15 protein-coding genes and 4 pseudogenes are annotated in these 18,264 nt (G+C 52.8%); 17 read left to right on the forward strand and 2 right to left on the reverse strand.

Going from position 1 to position 18,264, the window contains the following annotated elements:
* From hpaD to hpaA, 6 genes are all read left to right on the forward strand, one after another.
* Positions 1 to 852 (forward strand): 3,4-dihydroxyphenylacetate 2,3-dioxygenase, encoded by an 852-nt coding sequence (gene hpaD, locus DVA43_RS14700; RefSeq protein WP_114315957.1) that lies wholly within the window; start codon positions 1 to 3, stop codon positions 850 to 852.
* Between the two features lie 9 nt (positions 853 to 861).
* Positions 862 to 1,242, forward strand: a complete 381-nt coding sequence (locus DVA43_RS14705) for a 5-carboxymethyl-2-hydroxymuconate Delta-isomerase (RefSeq protein WP_114315958.1) — start codon at positions 862 to 864, stop codon at positions 1,240 to 1,242.
* A gap of 99 nt (positions 1,243 to 1,341) precedes the next feature.
* Positions 1,342 to 2,145: a 2-oxo-hept-4-ene-1,7-dioate hydratase gene (hpaH, locus tag DVA43_RS14710; RefSeq protein ID WP_114315959.1), complete on the forward strand. Its 804-nt coding sequence runs from the start codon at positions 1,342 to 1,344 to the stop codon at positions 2,143 to 2,145.
* Positions 2,146 to 2,155: 10 nt separating this feature from the next.
* On the forward strand, positions 2,156 to 2,953 hold the full coding sequence (hpaI, locus tag DVA43_RS14715; protein ID WP_114315960.1) for a 4-hydroxy-2-oxoheptanedioate aldolase: 798 nt from the start codon (positions 2,156 to 2,158) through the stop codon (positions 2,951 to 2,953).
* Between the two features lie 21 nt (positions 2,954 to 2,974).
* Positions 2,975 to 4,327: a 4-hydroxyphenylacetate permease gene (hpaX, locus tag DVA43_RS14720; RefSeq protein WP_114315961.1), complete on the forward strand. Its 1,353-nt coding sequence runs from the start codon at positions 2,975 to 2,977 to the stop codon at positions 4,325 to 4,327.
* Between the two features lie 9 nt (positions 4,328 to 4,336).
* Positions 4,337 to 5,239: a 4-hydroxyphenylacetate catabolism regulatory protein HpaA gene (gene hpaA, locus DVA43_RS14725; RefSeq protein ID WP_114315962.1), complete on the forward strand. Its 903-nt coding sequence runs from the start codon at positions 4,337 to 4,339 to the stop codon at positions 5,237 to 5,239.
* Positions 5,240 to 5,268: 29 nt separating this feature from the next.
* Here hpaA and DVA43_RS14730 read toward each other — a convergent pair.
* Both DVA43_RS14730 and DVA43_RS14735 read right to left on the reverse strand, forming a co-directional pair.
* A pseudogene (locus DVA43_RS14730) lies at positions 5,269 to 6,299 on the reverse strand (IS630 family transposase).
* Between the two features lie 431 nt (positions 6,300 to 6,730).
* Positions 6,731 to 7,312 (reverse strand): inovirus-type Gp2 protein, encoded by a 582-nt coding sequence (locus DVA43_RS14735; protein WP_164529639.1) that lies wholly within the window; start codon positions 7,310 to 7,312, stop codon positions 6,731 to 6,733.
* 450 nt (positions 7,313 to 7,762) lie between these two features.
* Here DVA43_RS14735 and DVA43_RS14740 point away from each other — a divergent pair, with 450 nt between their 5' ends.
* The 11 genes and pseudogenes from DVA43_RS14740 to DVA43_RS14785 all read left to right on the forward strand — a co-directional run bounded on the left by DVA43_RS14740 (position 7,763) and on the right by DVA43_RS14785 (position 18,238).
* The gene (locus DVA43_RS14740) at positions 7,763 to 8,620 is read left to right on the forward strand and encodes a hypothetical protein (protein ID WP_147271033.1); all 858 of its coding nucleotides are present in this window, start codon (positions 7,763 to 7,765) and stop codon (positions 8,618 to 8,620) included.
* Positions 8,621 to 8,707: 87 nt separating this feature from the next.
* The gene (locus tag DVA43_RS14745) at positions 8,708 to 9,592 is read left to right on the forward strand and encodes a GTPase family protein (RefSeq protein ID WP_114315965.1); all 885 of its coding nucleotides are present in this window, start codon (positions 8,708 to 8,710) and stop codon (positions 9,590 to 9,592) included.
* A 57-nt stretch (positions 9,593 to 9,649) separates the two neighbouring features.
* Positions 9,650 to 10,469 (forward strand): annotated as a pseudogene (locus DVA43_RS14750) (DUF932 domain-containing protein).
* Between the two features lie 166 nt (positions 10,470 to 10,635).
* A complete protein-coding gene (locus tag DVA43_RS24555; protein WP_147271034.1) occupies positions 10,636 to 10,914 on the forward strand; it encodes a hypothetical protein in 279 nt (92 codons plus the stop codon).
* Between the two features lie 66 nt (positions 10,915 to 10,980).
* A complete protein-coding gene (radC, locus tag DVA43_RS14755; RefSeq protein WP_114315966.1) occupies positions 10,981 to 11,451 on the forward strand; it encodes a DNA repair protein RadC in 471 nt (156 codons plus the stop codon).
* 30 nt (positions 11,452 to 11,481) lie between these two features.
* Positions 11,482 to 11,812 (forward strand): annotated as a pseudogene (locus tag DVA43_RS14760) (type IV toxin-antitoxin system YeeU family antitoxin).
* Positions 11,813 to 12,224: 412 nt separating this feature from the next.
* Positions 12,225 to 13,257 (forward strand): annotated as a pseudogene (locus DVA43_RS14765) (IS630 family transposase).
* A 244-nt stretch (positions 13,258 to 13,501) separates the two neighbouring features.
* Positions 13,502 to 15,064 (forward strand): 4-hydroxyphenylacetate 3-monooxygenase, oxygenase component, encoded by a 1,563-nt coding sequence (hpaB, locus tag DVA43_RS14770; protein ID WP_114315967.1) that lies wholly within the window; start codon positions 13,502 to 13,504, stop codon positions 15,062 to 15,064.
* A 17-nt stretch (positions 15,065 to 15,081) separates the two neighbouring features.
* Positions 15,082 to 15,594, forward strand: coding sequence for a 4-hydroxyphenylacetate 3-monooxygenase reductase subunit (locus DVA43_RS14775; protein WP_114315968.1), 513 nt, complete (start codon positions 15,082 to 15,084; stop codon positions 15,592 to 15,594).
* A 487-nt stretch (positions 15,595 to 16,081) separates the two neighbouring features.
* Positions 16,082 to 16,456 (forward strand): hypothetical protein, encoded by a 375-nt coding sequence (locus DVA43_RS14780; protein WP_114315969.1) that lies wholly within the window; start codon positions 16,082 to 16,084, stop codon positions 16,454 to 16,456.
* Positions 16,457 to 16,579: 123 nt separating this feature from the next.
* Positions 16,580 to 18,238, forward strand: coding sequence for a polysaccharide biosynthesis/export family protein (locus tag DVA43_RS14785; RefSeq protein WP_246842237.1), 1,659 nt, complete (start codon positions 16,580 to 16,582; stop codon positions 18,236 to 18,238).
* Positions 18,239 to 18,264 lie beyond the last annotated feature (26 nt).

Below are 18,264 nucleotides of genomic sequence, written 5' to 3' on the forward strand. Positions count from 1 at the left end.
ATGGGCAAGTTAGCGTTAGCAGCAAAAATCACTCACGTTCCGTCGATGTATCTCTCTGAGATCCCCGGTAAAAACTTTGGCTGTCGTCAGGGGGCCATCGACGGGCACAAAGAGATCGGCAGACGCTGCCGCGAGATGGGCGTCGATACCATTATCGTCTTCGACACCCACTGGCTGGTGAACAGCGCCTATCACATCAACTGTGCGGACCATTTTTCAGGCGTCTACACCAGCAACGAGCTGCCGCACTTTATCCGCGACATGACCTACGACTACAACGGCAACCCGGCGCTGGGCCAGCTGATTGCCGACGAAGCGGTGAAGCTCGGCGTACGCGCCAAAGCGCACAACATCCCGAGCCTGAAGCTGGAGTACGGCACCCTGGTGCCGATGCGCTACATGAACGCCGACAAGCACTTCAAAGTGGTCTCCATCTCGGCCTTCTGCACGGTTCACGACTTTGCCGACAGCCGCAAACTGGGCGAGGCGATCCTGAGCGCCATCGAGAAATATGACGGCACCGTGGCGGTGCTCGCCAGCGGCTCGCTCTCACACCGCTTTATTGACGACCAGCGCGCCGAAGAGGGGATGAACAGCTATACCCGCGAGTTTGATCGCCAGATGGACGAGCGGGTGGTGAAGCTGTGGCGCGAAGGCCAGTTTAAAGAATTCTGCAGCATGCTGCCGGAGTACGCCGACTACTGCTACGGCGAAGGCAACATGCACGACACGGTGATGCTGCTGGGCATGCTCGGCTGGGACAAATACGACGGTAAGGTGGAGTTCCTCACCGAGCTGTTCCCCAGCTCCGGTACCGGCCAGGTTAACGCCGTTTTCCCTCTGCCCGCATAAGGACGCCCTATGCCGCACTTTATTGCTGAATGCACCGACAACATCCGCGACCTGGCCGACCTGCCAGGCCTGTTCGCCAAAGTCAACGAGGCGCTGGCCGCCACGGGGATCTTCCCGCTCGGCGGGATCCGCAGCCGCGCCCACTGGCTGGACACCTGGCAGATGGCCGACGGCAAGCACGACTACGCCTTTGTGCATATGACGCTGAAGATCGGCGCGGGTCGTAGCCTTGAGAGCCGTCAGCAGGTGGGAGAGATGCTGTTTACGTTGATTAAAGACCACTTCGCCAGGCTGATGGACGCCCGTTACCTGGCGCTGTCGTTTGAAATCGACGAGCTGCACCCGACGCTCAACTTCAAACAGAACAACGTGCACGCCTTGTTTAAGTAGCGCGCCCTCATGCCCGGTGGCGCTGCGCCACCCGGCAAACAGCAGCATCAACCGTAGGCCGGGTAAGCGTAGCGCCACCCGGCAAAACAGGATATCGCCATGCTCGACAAACACACCCATACCCTGATTGCCCATCGCCTGCATCAGGCGGAACAGACCCGGGAGCAGATCCGTGCGATCTCGCTGGATTATCCGCAGATCACCATCGACGACGCCTACGCCGTCCAGCGCGAATGGGTGAGCCTGAAAATCGCCGAAGGCCGCACCCTGAAAGGCCACAAGATCGGCCTCACCTCGAAAGCGATGCAGGCCAGCTCGCAGATCAGCGAGCCGGACTACGGCGCCCTGCTGGACGACATGTTCTTCCACGACGGCAGCGATATCCCTACCGACCGCTTTATCGTCCCACGCATTGAGGTGGAGCTGGCCTTCGTGCTGGCGAAACCGCTGCGCGGCCCGAACTGCACGATGTTCGACGTCTACAACGCCACGGATTACGTCATCCCCGCGCTGGAGCTGATCGACGCCCGCTGCCACAACATCGATCCGGAAACCCAGCGCCCGCGCAAAGTGTTCGACACCATCTCCGATAACGCCGCCAACGCCGGAGTGATCCTTGGTGGCCGCCCGATCCGCCCGGACGAGCTGGATCTGCGCTGGATCTCTGCCCTGCTCTACCGCAACGGCGTGATCGAAGAGACCGGCGTTGCCGCTGGCGTGCTCAACCACCCGGCCAACGGCGTGGCGTGGCTGGCGAACAAGCTGGCGCCCTACGACGTGCAGCTGGAACCCGGCCAGATCATTCTCGGCGGCTCCTTTACCCGCCCGGTCGCGGCGAGCAAGGGCGATACCTTCCATGTGGACTACGGCAACATGGGCTCTATCAGTTGCCGCTTTGTGTAAGGAGACGACCATGGAAAACGCATTCAAAGCGGCACTGCAAGCGGGCAAACCCCAGATCGGCTTATGGCTGGGGCTGACCAGCAGCTACAGCGCCGAACTGCTGGCGGGGGCCGGCTTCGACTGGCTGCTGATCGACGGCGAGCACGCCCCCAACAACGTGCAGACCATCCTCACCCAACTCCAGGCCATCGCCCCCTACCCCAGCCAGCCGGTGGTGCGCCCGTCGTGGAACGATCCGGTGCAGATCAAACAGCTGCTGGACGTGGGCGCGCAAACCCTGCTGGTGCCGATGGTGCAAAACGCCGACGAAGCGCGGCAGGCGGTACGCGCAACCCGCTACCCGCCTGCGGGTATTCGCGGCGTCGGCAGTGCGCTGGCCCGCGCGTCACGCTGGAACCGCATCCCGGATTACCTGCACCAGGCCAACGACACCATGTGCGTGCTGGTGCAGATTGAAACCCGCGAAGCGCTGAAAAACCTGCCGCAGATCCTGGACGTGGAGGGCGTGGACGGGGTGTTTATCGGCCCGGCGGACCTCAGCGCCGATATGGGCTTTGCCGGTAATCCCCAGCATCCGGAAGTGCAGGCCGCCATCGAACAGGCGATCGCGCAGATCCGTGCTGCGGGCAAAGCGCCCGGCATCCTGATGGCGAATGAGCAGTTGGCCCGTCGCTATCTCGAACTCGGGGCGCTGTTTGTCGCCGTCGGTGTCGACACCACCCTGCTCGCCCGCGGCGCCGAAGCGCTGGCGGCACGCTTTATCGATAAACCGGTTACGTCAGTTAATAACAATAAATCCGTCTATTGAACGGACACTGTGGAGCGCAACATGACGACCTCTACCCTGCACCCTGATAATAAAAAAGCCGTTGAACATCGCGTCATCAATAAGCTGTTTCGTCGTTTGATCGTGTTTCTCTTTATTCTCTTTGTCTTCTCGTTCCTTGACCGCATCAATATCGGCTTTGCCGGGCTGACGATGGGCAAAGATCTGGGCCTCACCTCCACCATGTTTGGCCTGGCCGCAACGCTCTTTTACGTCACCTACGTGCTGTGCGGGATCCCAAGCAACATCATGCTGGCGAAGATCGGCGCGCGTCGCTGGATCGCCGGGATCATGGTGGTATGGGGGATCGCCTCCACCTGCACCATGTTCGCCACCAGCCCCGAAACACTCTATGTCCTGCGCATGCTGGTGGGCATTGCCGAAGCCGGTTTCCTGCCAGGCATTCTGGTCTATCTCACCTGGTGGTTCCCCGCCTATCATCGCGCCCGCGCCAACGCGCTCTTTATGATCGCCATGCCGGTGACCATGATGCTGGGCTCGATCCTCTCCGGCTACATTCTGGCGATGGACGGGCTGTGGAACCTGAAGGGCTGGCAGTGGTTGTTCCTGCTGGAAGGGCTGCCGTCGGTGGTGCTTGGGGTGGTGACCTGGTTCTTCCTGAACGACACGCCGGATCAGGCCTCCTGGCTGGACGACGAAGAGAAGCAGACCCTGAAAACGATGATCGCCCGCGAGCAGGAGAACGCCGTGGCACACGCCGCCACGCCGCGCTCGACGCTGCGTGAAGTGCTGACCCCGGCGGTACTGCTCTACACCCTGGCCTACTTCTGCCTGACCAATACGCTGAGCGCCATCAACATCTGGACGCCTCAGATCCTGCAAAGCTTCAACACCGGCAGCAGCAATATCGTGATTGGCCTGCTGGCGGCGATCCCGCAGTTTTGCACCATCCTCGGGATGATCTGGTGGAGCCGTCGCTCCGACAGGCTGAAAGAACGAAAAAAGCACACCATCCTGCCGTATCTCTTCGCAGCGGCGGGATGGATGCTGGCGTCGGCCACCGATCACAGCCTGATCCAGCTGCTTGGCATCATCATGGCCTCAACCGGATCGTTTACCGCCATGGCGATCTTCTGGACCACGCCAGATCAGGTTATTAGCCTGCAGTCCCGGGCGGTGGCGCTGGCGGTGATCAACGCCATCGGCAACGTCGGCTCCGCCGTCAGTCCGCTGCTGATTGGCATCCTGCGCGATGCCACCGGCAGCTTCAGCTCCGGGCTGTGGTTCGTCGCCGGGCTGCTGGTGGTGGGTGCGCTGGTGCTGACGCGTATTCCGATGACCCGGCAGGAGAGCCGTGCAAACGTGCCGGACATGGCGACGCAGAAGATCCATTGAGGAGCGGTTATGTGCCAGAGCCCGATTACCAATATCGACATCAGCAAAGAGTACGACGAGAGCCTGGGAACGGACGATGTGCATTACCAGTCCTTTGCGCGTATGGCGGCCTTTTTTGGCCGCGATATGCAGGCCCATCGCCATGACCGCTATTTTCAGATGCACTTTCTTGATACCGGGAAGATTGAGCTGCAGCTGGACGATCACCGTTACTCGGTGCAGGCCCCGCTGTTTGTCCTTACCCCGCCCTCGGTACCGCACGCGTTTTTCACCGAATCGGACAGCGACGGGCACGTGCTGACGGTGCATGAAGATCTAATCTGGCCGCTGCTGGAAGTGCTCTACCCCGGCACCCGGGAGACCTTCGGGCTGCCGGGCATCTGCCTGTCGCTGGCGGATAAACCGGAGGAGCTGACGGCGCTCAGCCACTACTGGCGGCTGATTGAGCGGGAGTCCACCGCCCAGCTTCCCGGACGGGAGCACACCCTGGTGCTGCTGGCGCAGGCGGTGTTTACCCTGCTGCGCAACGCCCCGCTGGACGATCACGAGGCCTTCGGCATGCGCGGCGAACTGAAACTATTTCAGCGCTTTACTCAGCTGGTTGACGCGCACTTCCACCAGCACTGGACGGTGCCGGAGTACGCCAGCGAGCTGCACCTCACTGAATCCCGGCTGAACGACATCTGCCGCCGCTTCGCCAACCGCCCGCCAAAGCGGCTTATCTTCGACCGCCAGCTGCGGGAAGCCAGGCGGCTGCTGGTCTTTTCCGACAGCGCGGTGAATGAGATCGCCTGGCAGCTGGGCTTTAAGGATCCGGCCTATTTTGCGCGCTTTTTTAACCACTTAGTGGGCTGTTCGCCGAGCAGGTACCGGGCGCAGAAGGTGCCGGTGTCTCAATTTTCATTCTCCTGAAACAGCCTAAATAGCTGCGCCTAATACCGCTACACTTTTGCCAGACCATGTTTACCTCCCGGGAATGGACTGACAGTTTTCATAAAATGGTGAACCTTTCTCAGTAACTGCCACATCGAACGGCACTGATGGTTACGGGTTATCGTGTCGTGAAGCGCCTGCCATAGACACTCTGCGTGGTTCACCCACGGCGAGTAGACCGGCTGATAAATCACCCTGAACTTTGGGTTACCTTTCAGCCAGCGCTGTGTTTCCCGGCTCTTGTGAATGATGTAGTTATCCACGATAAGTGTGATGGTTTTTGCCCGTCGATAAGTGGATTTCAGGTGCTTCAGCAGGCCGATGAACAGTGCCGAACTCTTGCTATTGCCACCGACGTAACTGACTTTACCCGTACCACTGTGCAGCGCTCCGGCCAGGTAGTATTTTTCATTCTGCTCGGTGTAACAACACGCTTTTGTTGACCACGCCACTGCCAGTCGGCACCGATTTTGGGATTAAGGTGGATATCCACTTCATCTTCATAAAATACCGGATGCTCTGTGCTGCATTCGTCCAGCGCTTTGCGGATTGTCACCATCTTTTCATCTTTGTGCGAGTCACGGATGCGCAGAGTCGGTGCCGCTATGCGCCATACAAGCCCCGCTGATGGCAGCCAGTGACGGATGGTTCCGGCATGTAACCGGCACCCGATTATCTCATTGATTTTTATTGCCAGAAGTTCGCTACCGTAGCGTGAACGCTGATAGCCAAAATCAGTGGGAGAATGCTTTATCAGTTCACGGAACAATGTGCAGATATGCTAATACGGTCAGCGGGGCGCGCGTCCTGCGGGTAAAGAGACGAGACCGTCGGCTCCCGACAGCGTAAGCCAGTGAATCCAGCAACCGACGGAGGAACGGGCACAGAAGAGCGTTCTGGCCACACCACTGACACGGTCACCCCGGTGCAACATCAGCATGGCGGTGAGCCTGCGGGCATGGTTCTTGCCACGCGTTTTATGGATAGTTTTCTGCATCAGACGTCGTTCGGTACGGGATATGGGTGCTATGATCGGCATCGCTCAGTCCGGTTGGTGGTTTGTTTTGATTTAGCGATTGCTCAGATCGCGCAATCCGGGCTGAATTCCCTCAAAGTGATCGACTATTCCACGCAGCTATTTAGCCTATACGGTCTGTCGAGTGATTTGTAATTATCCGTATAATTAAGCTATTTGCTATTGAAGTTATTTCCAAAAATGAGAGAGAGCATCTCTTCAGGTTGAGTGTTTTAGGAAACAGACCGCCTTGAATCATTTTGTAGATATATTTTTCGACCGGGCCGACAAAGCATTCTTTAATCTCATATTGCCAGTTGGTCAGCAGTCAGGAAGGTAATATCGGATATCATGATACGACCTGTCCAGTTATACTAAGTAATAGCAGTACACAGAATGCCATTATGCTCACTGTCACTCCTCATCAGATATCATCTCACCGGAATTAATGACTTTCAATCGTGTTTTCTTGGCCTCCCTCTGCGGGGTTTATCGGGTATTGAACTGAATCGGCTATGAATCCCATCAGGCTTTTGCTCAGTCTTTGCCATATAGCTGAGAATATATTTCATAGCATTCACACCCATTTCATTATCATGCTTCGTCATCTCTTCACTTCTGACTCTATAATGGCGGTGAGGAATACATCGATGGGCATATCCTTCATTTTCAGTGACTCTCTCCCATTCTTTCTGTACCTCTTCAAACACTACCCAGGCTTTATTACGTAACTGCCCATTGATAAATATTGCGCAGTGAGCATGATAGCGATGGTCCGTTCCGTACTCTGCCACCCAAGTATAACCGGCAATTCCGTTAATATCGGCTAATCGACTTTCCAGCTGAACCATATCGGCGCACAGCCCATGAATATCCTGATGAATGAATTCAGATAAATGACTCAGATAAGCAAAGTCAATTCTCAAGAGAATAAGCTTTGAATATCGCCTGAATAGATTATCGACATGATGGTGTAATTGACACTCCAGTTCAGGATAAGTCGGGTGATTAGGGTTTGTGATACTGTGTGTACTCATGCTGTATTCCTCATAATGTCGTTTCATGAACATGTGAGGAGGGCGTGATTTTTAATTTGACCGATATCGTTATCGGTTTGAATGGGTTTATTAATGTGGATTAAAATTTATCGCGGGACAAGTAATTATCACAATAAAAGTAATAACCTTATTTAATCATAACGGCCCCGCACTTTGTATTGTGGTATTCCGGTATATGTTTTTTATCCTTTGTTTATTAGGTACCAATGGCAAAGCAGCTCGCACTGTAGAAGCGAAGGGCTGTGTGGTTAAATGGTACTGTTTATCCTCATTGAGACCGGTTCTTCATAGCGATGTATTGCTCAAACATTCAGATTAGTTACGATAAAACTTCGGCATAATCGCGATAATTTTGTGACAAAACAACTATAAAGCCATAAAAATTTACGGTAAAGTCACGGTGTGATTGCTTAGATTGGATGAATACTAATGAACCGTTATAATTACGTCTCGGAAAGAGATGTCAGAAAATGCCAGTTTTATGTTCGTTATATGGAAAGAAAGGCTCGTACAGAAATAAGACTTCTTCATGACTTTGAATGGCTCGATAAATCAGGCAACGTGGAGGAAATGTGTTACTGGATTAATAAAGAACTCGGTTATTATTTCAGAAAGGATGAAAAGGATATAGAGGAATTCGTAACTAGAATGACAGCGGCCTGCAATGATGAGATATTACCATTGGTGGAATTCGACTGGGTAAAACATGACAGCCGAATTTGTTTGTGGTTATGGCATCAAATTATTCGTTATAGTTATAGACGTGGTGATGCATTTCCAGAACACAGAGGGAGATTCGAAGCTCTGGTAGAACATTTTGATTCTCTGAATGAATCAGGCAACCAAAAAAGAAAATTACTGAACAAATTCAGAGGTGACTGGCAAAGAAAAGGGAATACACCTGACCCCTTTGTTAGTGAAAGTACAGAGGTAATAAATTATCTTTGGCGTTACTCGATAAAACTACATGCTAATATCACTCGGAACTTTTCGCCGATTAGTGATGGAGACAGGAAGATATGCCTGACCGGTTTTTATGACTGTATCTTGGATACGCCGGAGAAAAAAGAGTTGTTTCTGAGAAAGATAAAAAGCGCACTATCTTCTTATAAACACCGAATAAAGGCAGGCAAGGGAAATATTAATAAGAAATTTTTGCTATCCCTGAAAAATAACGAAAAACTGGATGAGATGATTATGCACGCTGGTATCAAACGTGATGATTTTATCAATCGCCTTATTGCTGAGGAATATGAACGACGTAAAAGTACAAAAGGACAATATTAAATAATTTTCAGTTATATATTACTCAAGTGAATTTTGAGGAATACGTCTGTATTCCTCTTCTTTTAGCTATTCACAAAGGTGATATCTATGGACGAAAAATCGGCACTTAAATTATTACACTCCCCCCTTGAACTCCTGCCCTCTGCTGTAGCCCGAGGAATTATACAGCGTCTGGACAGCGTCATTAATTACCAGCCTGTTATTGATATTATGGGTAAAACAGGTGCGGGCAAATCCAGCCTGTGTAATGCCTTGTTTCAGAAACCGGTATCGGCAGTCGGTCATTCCCGGGCATGTACTCGTGAACCCCAGAGTTTTCACTTAAAGGCGGGTAACCGAATTGTGACGCTTATTGATCTGCCTGGTGTGGGAGAAAGTCAGGAATATGATGAAGAATATCGCGCACTTTACCAGTCTGTGTTGCCTGAGCTGGATTTGATACTCTGGCTGATTAAGGCAGATGACCGGGCGCTGTCGGTCGATGGGGAGTTCTGGCATAACGTCTTACGACCCGGAACACAGCATAACGATAAGGTTCTGGTCATCGTTTCGCAGGGAGACAAAACAGAACCCTGTCGTGAATGGAATGGTGCGTTGAATACGCCTTCAGCTGCTCAGTTAGTTCACATGCAGGATAAAACTGACGTTATTCGCCGCTTATTCCGTGCCCCGTCACTCCCTGTCGTGGCAGTCTCTGCGGACACAGGATGGCAAATGCAGACACTGGTAGAAACAATGTTTAACTCTCTTCCAGCCCGCTCCAGCAGTGCGGTCAGTTCCCTGGTTAACCCTCTTTACCGTAACGAAACCGTATTAAAAAAAGCCCGTCAGGATTTCGGTGATGTACTTGATGAAACGCTGAGTGCCTGCGTTGACGAGTATCCGCTTCCCCGCGCGGTCACCCATATTGTCCGTAAAGTCATTGATACCGTAGTCAGCACAGCCCGTAGCATCTGGAATTTCTTCTTTTGACTCTCTTAAAGCTTCTGCCAGTTGGCAGAAGCTATACCCGCTATCAGAGAGCCCATTATGTCACGATTAGCATCCCGCTTTGAGACGGTGAATCTCGTTCGCCGTGACCGTCCGTTAACCCATGAGGAACTCATGATTGTGTGCCGAGTGTATTCTGTGAAGAAAAACATGAATACTTTAATGAACGTTACACATATATTCCTACCATTATATTGCTGGATAATCTGAAGAGTGAAGGGTTTCAGTCCTTCTGCGCATGGCAGACCCGTGTTCGGAACCCGGACAAACGCGAGCATAACAAACATATGCTTCGCCTGCATCGTGAAGGATATATTCCCAGTAAACAAGTTCCAGAGATCATATTGCTGAACAGCCATGATGGCGTCAGCCCCCCACCAGATGTTGTCGGGTTTATTGAAGCCATTTTGTCAGAATAGTTTGATTTGCGACGAGAACTTTGGCGAGGTACGTGTGCCCCACAAAGGCAACGTGGTGCAGAAAGTCATTTAGGGGCGTATGAAGTGCTGGGTATCTTTGACCGTGTGGAGGAGGAAAGCGATGTCATGGAATCTTTGCTCTTATTACCGCCCGCCCATCAAGCGTTAGCAAAGCGGCATTAACCTGGCGTTTTGAAGAAGAACACCAGTCAGTGATCGAATCACAAATCCTTTCCCCGCGTCACTGGAAGGATGAAAGTAACGATTTGTGGACGACGTTCCAGCACATTCAGAAAAACCTGGCTAAGGGTGGATTGTTGGGACGTACAGCTAAAGGTGGCTGCGCTCATAGCCGGGCAGTTAAAGGCATCGATGGATACGTGAAGTTCAATCGCGCCCTGTGGATAATGGCCGAGAATATGCTGCAACTGGCTTCCTGAAGTGCAAATAATGATTGACTGCGCCAGTCAATAACTGAAAACCGGTCAACAGTAACGCCTTGGCTACCTTCTGCACATTGTTGGCATTGTTGGCATTGTTGTGACTTAAACACGGCAATTTATCGCGATCCTGCTACTTAACACATTTAATCCGGAAATTAAGAATATGAAAAATAAAACCACTTCATTGCGTGTATTATCGGGCGTTACTCTGGTTACAAGATCATTATTAATCCCAGTTGCCGATCATGCTGGAAGTTACGGCGATTATATTACATGCAGTCTTATTAATCATTGCAGTAATGCAGTGAACCAAGGCTTACACGCCTGCACTTACCAAAGCCTGTTAAAACAGCAGAACATAGATCTGTCTGGACAGTATGCACGCTGGGATGCAGCTTTTCAGAGCCGTGTTGAGGAACAGTTCTACGAACATACCTCATGATTCTTTCTTCCCTTATACAGGCCGCTGTTGTAACCAACAGCGGTTTTTTTAATTAAAGGAGCTGCTATGCCTCAACTGACTTTCGTGTCCAGCCTGCCGATCAGTGAACAACGCCTTATCCATCGCGCGCTGCGTCTGCTGGAGAAATACCTGCGCCAACCGGGGCAGTCATTTACTTCCGCCTGCATGGCTAAAGTCTGGCTGCAATTAAAAATGGTCAGCCAAGAGCGGGAGGTTTTTATCGTGATGTATCTCGATAACCAGCATTGCTTACTGGAGCAAGAAACGCTGTTTGCGGGCACACTCAGCCATACCGAAGTGCATCCCCGGGAAGTCGTGAAAGCTGCCCTGCGCCACAATGCGGCGGCAGTCATTCTCGCGCACAATCATCCTTCGGGAACGACCGACATCAGCCCGGCTGACCGTCATATTACTCAGCGGTTAGTGAAGGCGCTGGCTTTGGTAGATGTACGCGTACTGGATCACATCGTAGTAGGGAGTGAAGTTATTTCTTTTGCCGAACAAGGCTGGTTATAAGCATACCGGCTTATGAATGAAGGAGGGATTATGTCGTTTTCAATCTTTCAGGAATGGGGTCTGCAAAGTGATGTCATCCTGCGCTTTGGGGCAAGGCTGGTTCAGGAAGGGAACCTGCTGCATTACTTGGCTGATAGGGCCGGTTTAAGAGGAAATTTTAACCCGGAGCCACTTCAGAAAATTGACCAGACTTTTTCGCCTTTATAGAAAATTGGAAGCAATTCTGCATTCCGGTGAGTTAAATCCACGCAAACAGCAGCAGGTAACGGTTCATTTTGCCAGACTGACCTGCATAGCGGATACTCAAGCCAGTTACGGCTACGTTTATATCGCTATTTATCCTCAGGTTTCAGGCTATTGAGGCAGAAATTACTCTTACTGATGCGGTGCATTACACGATGGAACGCTAAAAACAGGTTTGCACTGACCTCAAGGGGTCCACGAGGCAGGAACAAGCTCTGTTAATGACTCTCACCGATGTCCTCAGTGCCAAGCGAGCGACCGGATTAATAAATAATTAAATGATTCAAGCCCTTTTTCTGGTTTTTACCCCTGCGTCTTTCTCTCTTTATTCCTCGTCTATCTCGCCTGCCATTTCTGGCAGTTTTTTTGTAGTGATTAACTAAAACGTAACTACCACCGCAGCGACATAATCCTTCCCCTTGGCCCCCTAAATAGCTGTTCCAAATAGTAGATCACCGTGAGGGAACTTACTCCGGATTGTGCGATCTGATCAATCGCCATACATCACAAATCACCAACCGGACCGAGTGATGCCGATCATAGCACCCATACCCCGTAACGAACGACGCCTGATGCGGAAATCCATCCATAAAACACGTGATAAAAATCATGCACGCAGACTTAACGCCATGCTGATGCTTCACGATGGAAACAGCGTCAACCATGTCGCCACAACACTTTGCTGTGCCCGCTCTTCTATAGGTCGCTGGATTAACTGGCTGACTCAATATGGTCTGGAAGGCCTGAAATCACTGCCTTCAGGACGACAACGGCGATGGCCATTTGAACAAATATGTGCATTGTTACGCCAACTGGTCCAGCGCACGCCTGGCGATTTTGGCTACCAGCGCTCGCGCTGGAGCACAGAACTGCTGACGATAAAAATCCGCGAGATAACAGGCTATCAGCTTCATGCCTCTACGGTAAGAAAATGGTTACCAGCAGCCGGGCTTGTCTGGCGCAGAGCAGCGCCTACCTTTCGTATACGGGATCCACACAAGGAAGAAAAAATGGCGACAATCCATGAAGCACTACAAAAATGCAGCGTGGACCATCCGGTATTTTACGAGGACGAAGTGGATATCCACCTCAACCCCAAAATCGGTGCAGATTGGCAAGTGCGTGGTCAGCAGAAGCGCATTGTAACACCGGGCCAGAACGAAAAATATTATCTGGCGGGGGCCTTACACAGTGGAACAGGCAAAGTCAGCTACGTCGGGGGTAGCAGCAAAAGCTCAGCACTGTTTATCAGTGCTGCTGGAACACCTGAGAACGACATACCGGCGGGCGAAAACGATCACGCTTATCGTCGATAACTACATCACCCATAAAAGTCAGCAGACCCTAAAATGGCTGAAACAGAACCCGAAGTTCAGGGTCATTTACCAGCCCGTGTACTCACCGTGGGTGAATCACGTTGAACGGCTGTGGCAGGCGCTGCACGACACGATAACCCGGAACCACCAGTGCCGCGTCATGTAGCAACTACTAAAAAAGGTTCGCCATTTTATGGAAACCGTCAGCCCGTTCCCGGGAGGAAAATATGGGCAGGCCAAAGTGTAGCGGTATTAGGAACAGCTATTTAGTCGAGAATTTCTCTTCGTGCTAACTATCTCACAAAAGAATAAATGACAAAAGTTCAGACCGGAGTCCCCGGTAAAAACCACCCCGATCACAAATCTCAAACCCGCCTGAAAAGTACCCGTCGTTGTCCCAATCGTCCCTTCACGAACCCTCCCATAACGCTTCAATTGAGCAACAAAAACAACACATAAATTTAACAACCATATTCCGATATGAGGTCCCTATGAAACCTGAAGATTTCCGCGCGAGTACCCAACGTCCGTTAACTGGCGAAGAGTATCTGAAAAGCCTGCAGGATGGCCGGGAGATCTATATCTACGGCGAGCGGGTGAAAGATGTCACCACCCATCCGGCGTTTCGCAATGCGGCGGCCTCGGTCGCGCAGCTCTACGATGCGCTGCACAAACCTGACATGCAGGACACCCTGTGCTGGAACACCGATACCGGCAGCGGCGGCTACACCCATAAGTTCTTCCGCGTGGCGAAAAGTGCCAGCGACCTGCGCCAGCAGCGCGATGCCATCGCCGAGTGGTCCCGCCTGAGCTACGGCTGGATGGGCCGCACCCCGGACTACAAAGCCGCCTTCGGCTGCGCGCTGGGCGCCAACCCGGCGTTTTACGGCCAGTTCGAGCAGAACGCCCGCAACTGGTACATCCGCATTCAGGAAACCGGTCTGTACTTTAACCACGCCATCGTCAACCCACCGATCGATCGCCACAAACCGGCTGACGAAGTGAAAGATGTCTACATCAAGCTGGAGAAAGAGACCGACGCCGGGATCATCGTCAGCGGCGCGAAAGTGGTTGCTACCAACTCGGCGCTGACCCACTACAACATGATCGGTTTTGGCTCGGCACAGGTGATGGGCGATAACCCTGACTTCGCCCTGATGTTTGTCGCCCCGATGGATGCCGAAGGGGTGAAGCTGATCTCCCGCGCCTCCTACGAGCTGGTGGCAGGCGCGACCGGCTCGCCTTACGACTACCCGCTCACCAGCCGCTTCGACGAGAACGATGCGATCCTGGTGATGGATAATGTGCTGATCCCATGGGAGAACGTACTGATCTACCGCGACTTTGACCGCTGCCGTCGCTGGACCATGGAAGGCGGTTTCGCCCGCATGTATCCGCTGCAGGCGTGCGTACGTCTGGCAGTGAAACTCGACTTCATCACCGGGCTGCTGAAAAAGTCGCTTGAATGTACCGGCACCGCCGAGTTCCGCGGCGTGCAGGCCGACCTCGGGGAAGTGGTGGCCTGGCGCAACATGTTCTGGGCACTGAGCGACTCCATGTGTTCAGAAGCCACGCCGTGGGTAAACGGCGCCTACCTGCCGGACCACGCGGCGCTGCAAACCTACCGCGTGATGGCCCCGATGGCCTACGCGAAGATCAAAAACATCATCGAGCGTAACGTCACCAGCGGCCTGATCTACCTGCCGTCCAGCGCCCGCGACCTGAACAATCCGCAGATCGACAAATACCTGGCGAAATATGTGCGTGGCTCCAACGGCATGGACCACGTGGAGCGCATCAAGATTTTAAAACTGATGTGGGACGCCATCGGCAGCGAGTTCGGCGGCCGTCATGAGCTGTACGAGATCAACTACTCCGGTAGCCAGGATGAAATCCGCCTGCAGTGCCTGCGCCAGGCGCAGACCTCCGGCAACATGGACAAAATGATGGCGATGGTCGACCGCTGCCTGTCTGAATATGACCAGAACGGCTGGACGGTTCCGCACCTGCACAACAACACCGATATCAACCTGCTGGACAAGCTGCTGAAATAAGGCAGCGGGAGGTCACTATGCAACATGATGAACAACGCCTGCGTTTTCGCGACGCGATGGCCAGCCTCTCTGCGGCGGTCAATGTGATTACCACCGATGGTGAAGCCGGACGCTGCGGCATCACCGCCACGGCGGTCTGCTCGGTAACGGATACCCCGCCGTCGGTAATGGTATGCCTGAATGCCAACAGCGCCATGAACCCGGTTTTCCAGGGTAACGGCAGGCTGTGCATTAATGTGCTCAATCACGAACAGGAGCTGATGGCGCGTCATTTTGCCGGGATGACCGGCATGGCGATGGAGGATCGGTTCAAACTCTCCTGCTGGCAAAAAGGCGTTCTGGCCCAGCCGGTGTTAAACGGGGCGCTGGCGAGTCTGGAAGGTGAGATTAGCCAGGTGCAGACCATCGGTACCCACCTGGTCTACCTGGTGGCAATCAAAAATATCCACTTAAGTGAGGACGGACACGGGCTGATTTACTTTAAACGCAGATTTCATCCGGTGTTAATTGAACAAGAAATAACCGTTTAATCCCTTTTACCCAGCCAGTCGCGTCCACGACTGGCTATTTTTTAGTCAACTTGGTTTATCTTAGAAATAATCGCCAACATTCATCCACATAGTCCAATTAGAATTTTCCCGCCCCTACCAGAGTTAATAGTCTTTTACTTTTTTTGCGTGTCTGATGCCCAATTTGAATGAATTTCAAATGACAGATTACTCCTAATTATGTAATCTTCGGCACGAAAACATTTTAGTGAATAATAAAAGTCAAACTAGTTGTTGACTGAATAGTTTCCCTGCGTCATCACAATTAAAACCGCTCGATTTTTAACCGGAATGGTACTTTTCCGTGCGGTAGCCTACCCTTTTTTTGGATTTTCTTACTTAACGCCTGCGTTTTTGTTGCTCCTGCACCTGCAAGATTTATCAACTGCTTAGCTATTAAACGCGGTTGTATACCATCAAAGCTTTATTACAAAATCCAGTTATAGATTTGTTGGAAAATATTGATCCTATGAATAATGCAACTCGCCTTCTGGTGATTTCGCTCGCCCTCATGCTGAGTGGCTGCGCATATTCCCCGAAGCAGGTTGAAGCATCCCGACCGCTTGTGAATCAGACTGCTTCTACCGACCTCCATGCAATGGCAGCCAACCTGCAACAACCTCTGAATACGCTGCCGCAGGGCGCATCGCTCAGCGCCAATGGCAATACTTACACTCTGGGCCAGCGCTATGTCTCTGCCCTGGGGCTGGAATGCATTGAACTGCTGCGTAACCGTAACTACAACCAGTCCCAGCGCGGTGTGACCTGCAAGAACGGTGATACCTGGTATCTGGTGCCGCAGCTGGAACAGGCTTCCGCCAGTAACCTGCTTGCCGTGCAATAAATTTTGAAGAGAAATGTTGTGAAGATAACGAATTTACGGCAATTGAGTGCCGTCCTGTTGTTGGCCTGTTTCTCCTGCGCATCTTTAGCCGCCCCCACCCAGCAAGAAGCCCAGGCTTTTGGGATGAACACCCCGGCAGATAACGGCGATGGCCGACTGCAGCTTGGCGGCGAGCAGGCGATGAGCGGCCAGGCAAATACCTCCTCCACCACCGGGACATTCGCGCAGCAAAACCGCCAGGGCATGTTACTGCCGGGCGAGTCCGATGTGCGTAAATTGCTCCCGCAGTCCGAGTCCGGTCTGCCCCCTCCTTACGGCGCCAACCTCTTTGCCGGTGGCTATGAAACCGAGCGCAGCGACGGCTTAAACGATAATTACCTGATTGCCCCCGGCGATAAGATAAATATCTGGATCTGGGGCGCGGTAAACTTTTCTAACGTCGTGACCGTCGATAATCAGGGCAATATTTTTATTCCTGACGTCGGGCCGATTAATGTAAAGAACGTGGCGGCCAGCAAAGTCAATAATCTGGTAACCAGCCATATCAGTGAAGTATTCACAAATAACGTTAATGTTTACGTTAATTTATTAACCGCGACGCCGGTCAGCGTATATGTCACCGGGCCGGTGATCCGCCCCGGACAATATGCGGGACAGTCTTCCGACAGCGTTTTATATTTTCTGAAACGCGCCGGGGGCATCGACTCTGACCGCGGAAGCTATCGTCACATTAAAGTATTGCGCCAGAACCGCGTGATCCAGCAGATCGACCTGTACGAGTTTATGCAGCAGGGCAAAATGCCGAAGCTGTCGCTTAAAGATCAGGATGTGATCCTGGTTGAACCCCAGGGGCCGATGATCAACGTGGCGGGTAAAGTGCGCAACCCGTTCCGCTTCGAGCTGAAGAACAGCACCGCCCTGGGCTCTGAACTGATCGACTACGCCCTGCCGCTCGCCAAGGTGAGCCACGTGGGTGTGATTGGCGATCGCTCCAACGGCCCGTTCTCGGTCTATATGCCGTATAAAGATTTCGACCGCATTCAGCTGAGCGACGGCGACAAAGTGCTGTTCAACGACGACATGCACGCGCAGGTGTACGACGTGCAGGTGATGGGCAGCTATCGTGGGCCGTCTTACTTCACCGTGCGTAAAGAAACCCGTCTGCACGATCTGCTGAACCACATCCCGATTGACCCGAACATGGCGGATTACGGCTCGATCTACATCATGCGTAAGAGCGTGGCCGCGCGGCAGAAAGAGATGCTGGAAGACTCCCTCAACCGCCTGGAGCGCAGCGTGTTTACCGCGCCAGCCAGCTCCGACGGGGAAGCCTCCATCCGCACCAAAGAAGCCGAGCTGGTAATGCGCTTTGTGGAAAAAGCCCGCAAGATCCAGCCGCTGGGTAAAGTGGTGGTGTCGGATAAGGGCGTGATCGCCAACATCCTGCTGGAACAGGGCGACCAGATTGTGATCCCGAACAAAACCGACCTGATTCAGGTGGGTGGCGAAGTGATGATGCCGCAGGCGGTGGTCTTCAACAAAAACGCCAGCCTGGAAGACTACGTGGCCTGGGCAGGCGGCTTTACCGACCGTGCGAACGACAAGCGCATTGCGGTGGTTCATGCCAACGGGCTGATGGAGTTTAAAGACGGCGGTGATGTGATGCCGGGCGATCAGATTCTGGTCATGCCGAAAGTGGACAGCAAAATGATGCAGTCCATCAAGGACATCACCCAAGTCATCTATCAGGTTGCCGTGGCGGCCAACGTGGTCCTGAATTAACCCCCAAGCGGGCTCGCTTCATCGCG

It is taken from the genome of Leclercia sp. W6 (genome assembly GCF_003336345.1).
Lineage (GTDB): Bacteria > Pseudomonadota > Gammaproteobacteria > Enterobacterales > Enterobacteriaceae > Enterobacter.

What these genes read in the sequence shown, in the direction of transcription:
- DVA43_RS14785 (WP_246842237.1), top strand. Translation starts at nt 16,580, where the DNA reads ATGAACACCCCGGCAGATAACGGCGATGGCCGACTGCAGCTTGGCGGC.
- DVA43_RS24555 (WP_147271034.1), top strand. Translation starts at nt 10,636, where the DNA reads ATGAAAAATAAAACCACTTCATTGCGTGTATTATCGGGCGTTACTCTG.
- hpaH (WP_114315959.1), top strand. Translation starts at nt 1,342, where the DNA reads ATGCTCGACAAACACACCCATACCCTGATTGCCCATCGCCTGCATCAG.
- hpaA (WP_114315962.1), top strand. Translation starts at nt 4,337, where the DNA reads ATGTGCCAGAGCCCGATTACCAATATCGACATCAGCAAAGAGTACGAC.
- hpaI (WP_114315960.1), top strand. Translation starts at nt 2,156, where the DNA reads ATGGAAAACGCATTCAAAGCGGCACTGCAAGCGGGCAAACCCCAGATC.
- DVA43_RS14735 (WP_164529639.1), bottom strand. Translation starts at nt 7,312, where the DNA reads ATGAGTACACACAGTATCACAAACCCTAATCACCCGACTTATCCTGAA.
- DVA43_RS14705 (WP_114315958.1), top strand. Translation starts at nt 862, where the DNA reads ATGCCGCACTTTATTGCTGAATGCACCGACAACATCCGCGACCTGGCC.
- hpaD (WP_114315957.1), top strand. Translation starts at nt 1, where the DNA reads ATGGGCAAGTTAGCGTTAGCAGCAAAAATCACTCACGTTCCGTCGATG.
- DVA43_RS14780 (WP_114315969.1), top strand. Translation starts at nt 16,082, where the DNA reads ATGAATAATGCAACTCGCCTTCTGGTGATTTCGCTCGCCCTCATGCTG.
- hpaX (WP_114315961.1), top strand. Translation starts at nt 2,975, where the DNA reads ATGACGACCTCTACCCTGCACCCTGATAATAAAAAAGCCGTTGAACAT.
- hpaB (WP_114315967.1), top strand. Translation starts at nt 13,502, where the DNA reads ATGAAACCTGAAGATTTCCGCGCGAGTACCCAACGTCCGTTAACTGGC.
- radC (WP_114315966.1), top strand. Translation starts at nt 10,981, where the DNA reads ATGCCTCAACTGACTTTCGTGTCCAGCCTGCCGATCAGTGAACAACGC.
- DVA43_RS14775 (WP_114315968.1), top strand. Translation starts at nt 15,082, where the DNA reads ATGCAACATGATGAACAACGCCTGCGTTTTCGCGACGCGATGGCCAGC.
- DVA43_RS14740 (WP_147271033.1), top strand. Translation starts at nt 7,763, where the DNA reads ATGAACCGTTATAATTACGTCTCGGAAAGAGATGTCAGAAAATGCCAG.
- DVA43_RS14745 (WP_114315965.1), top strand. Translation starts at nt 8,708, where the DNA reads ATGGACGAAAAATCGGCACTTAAATTATTACACTCCCCCCTTGAACTC.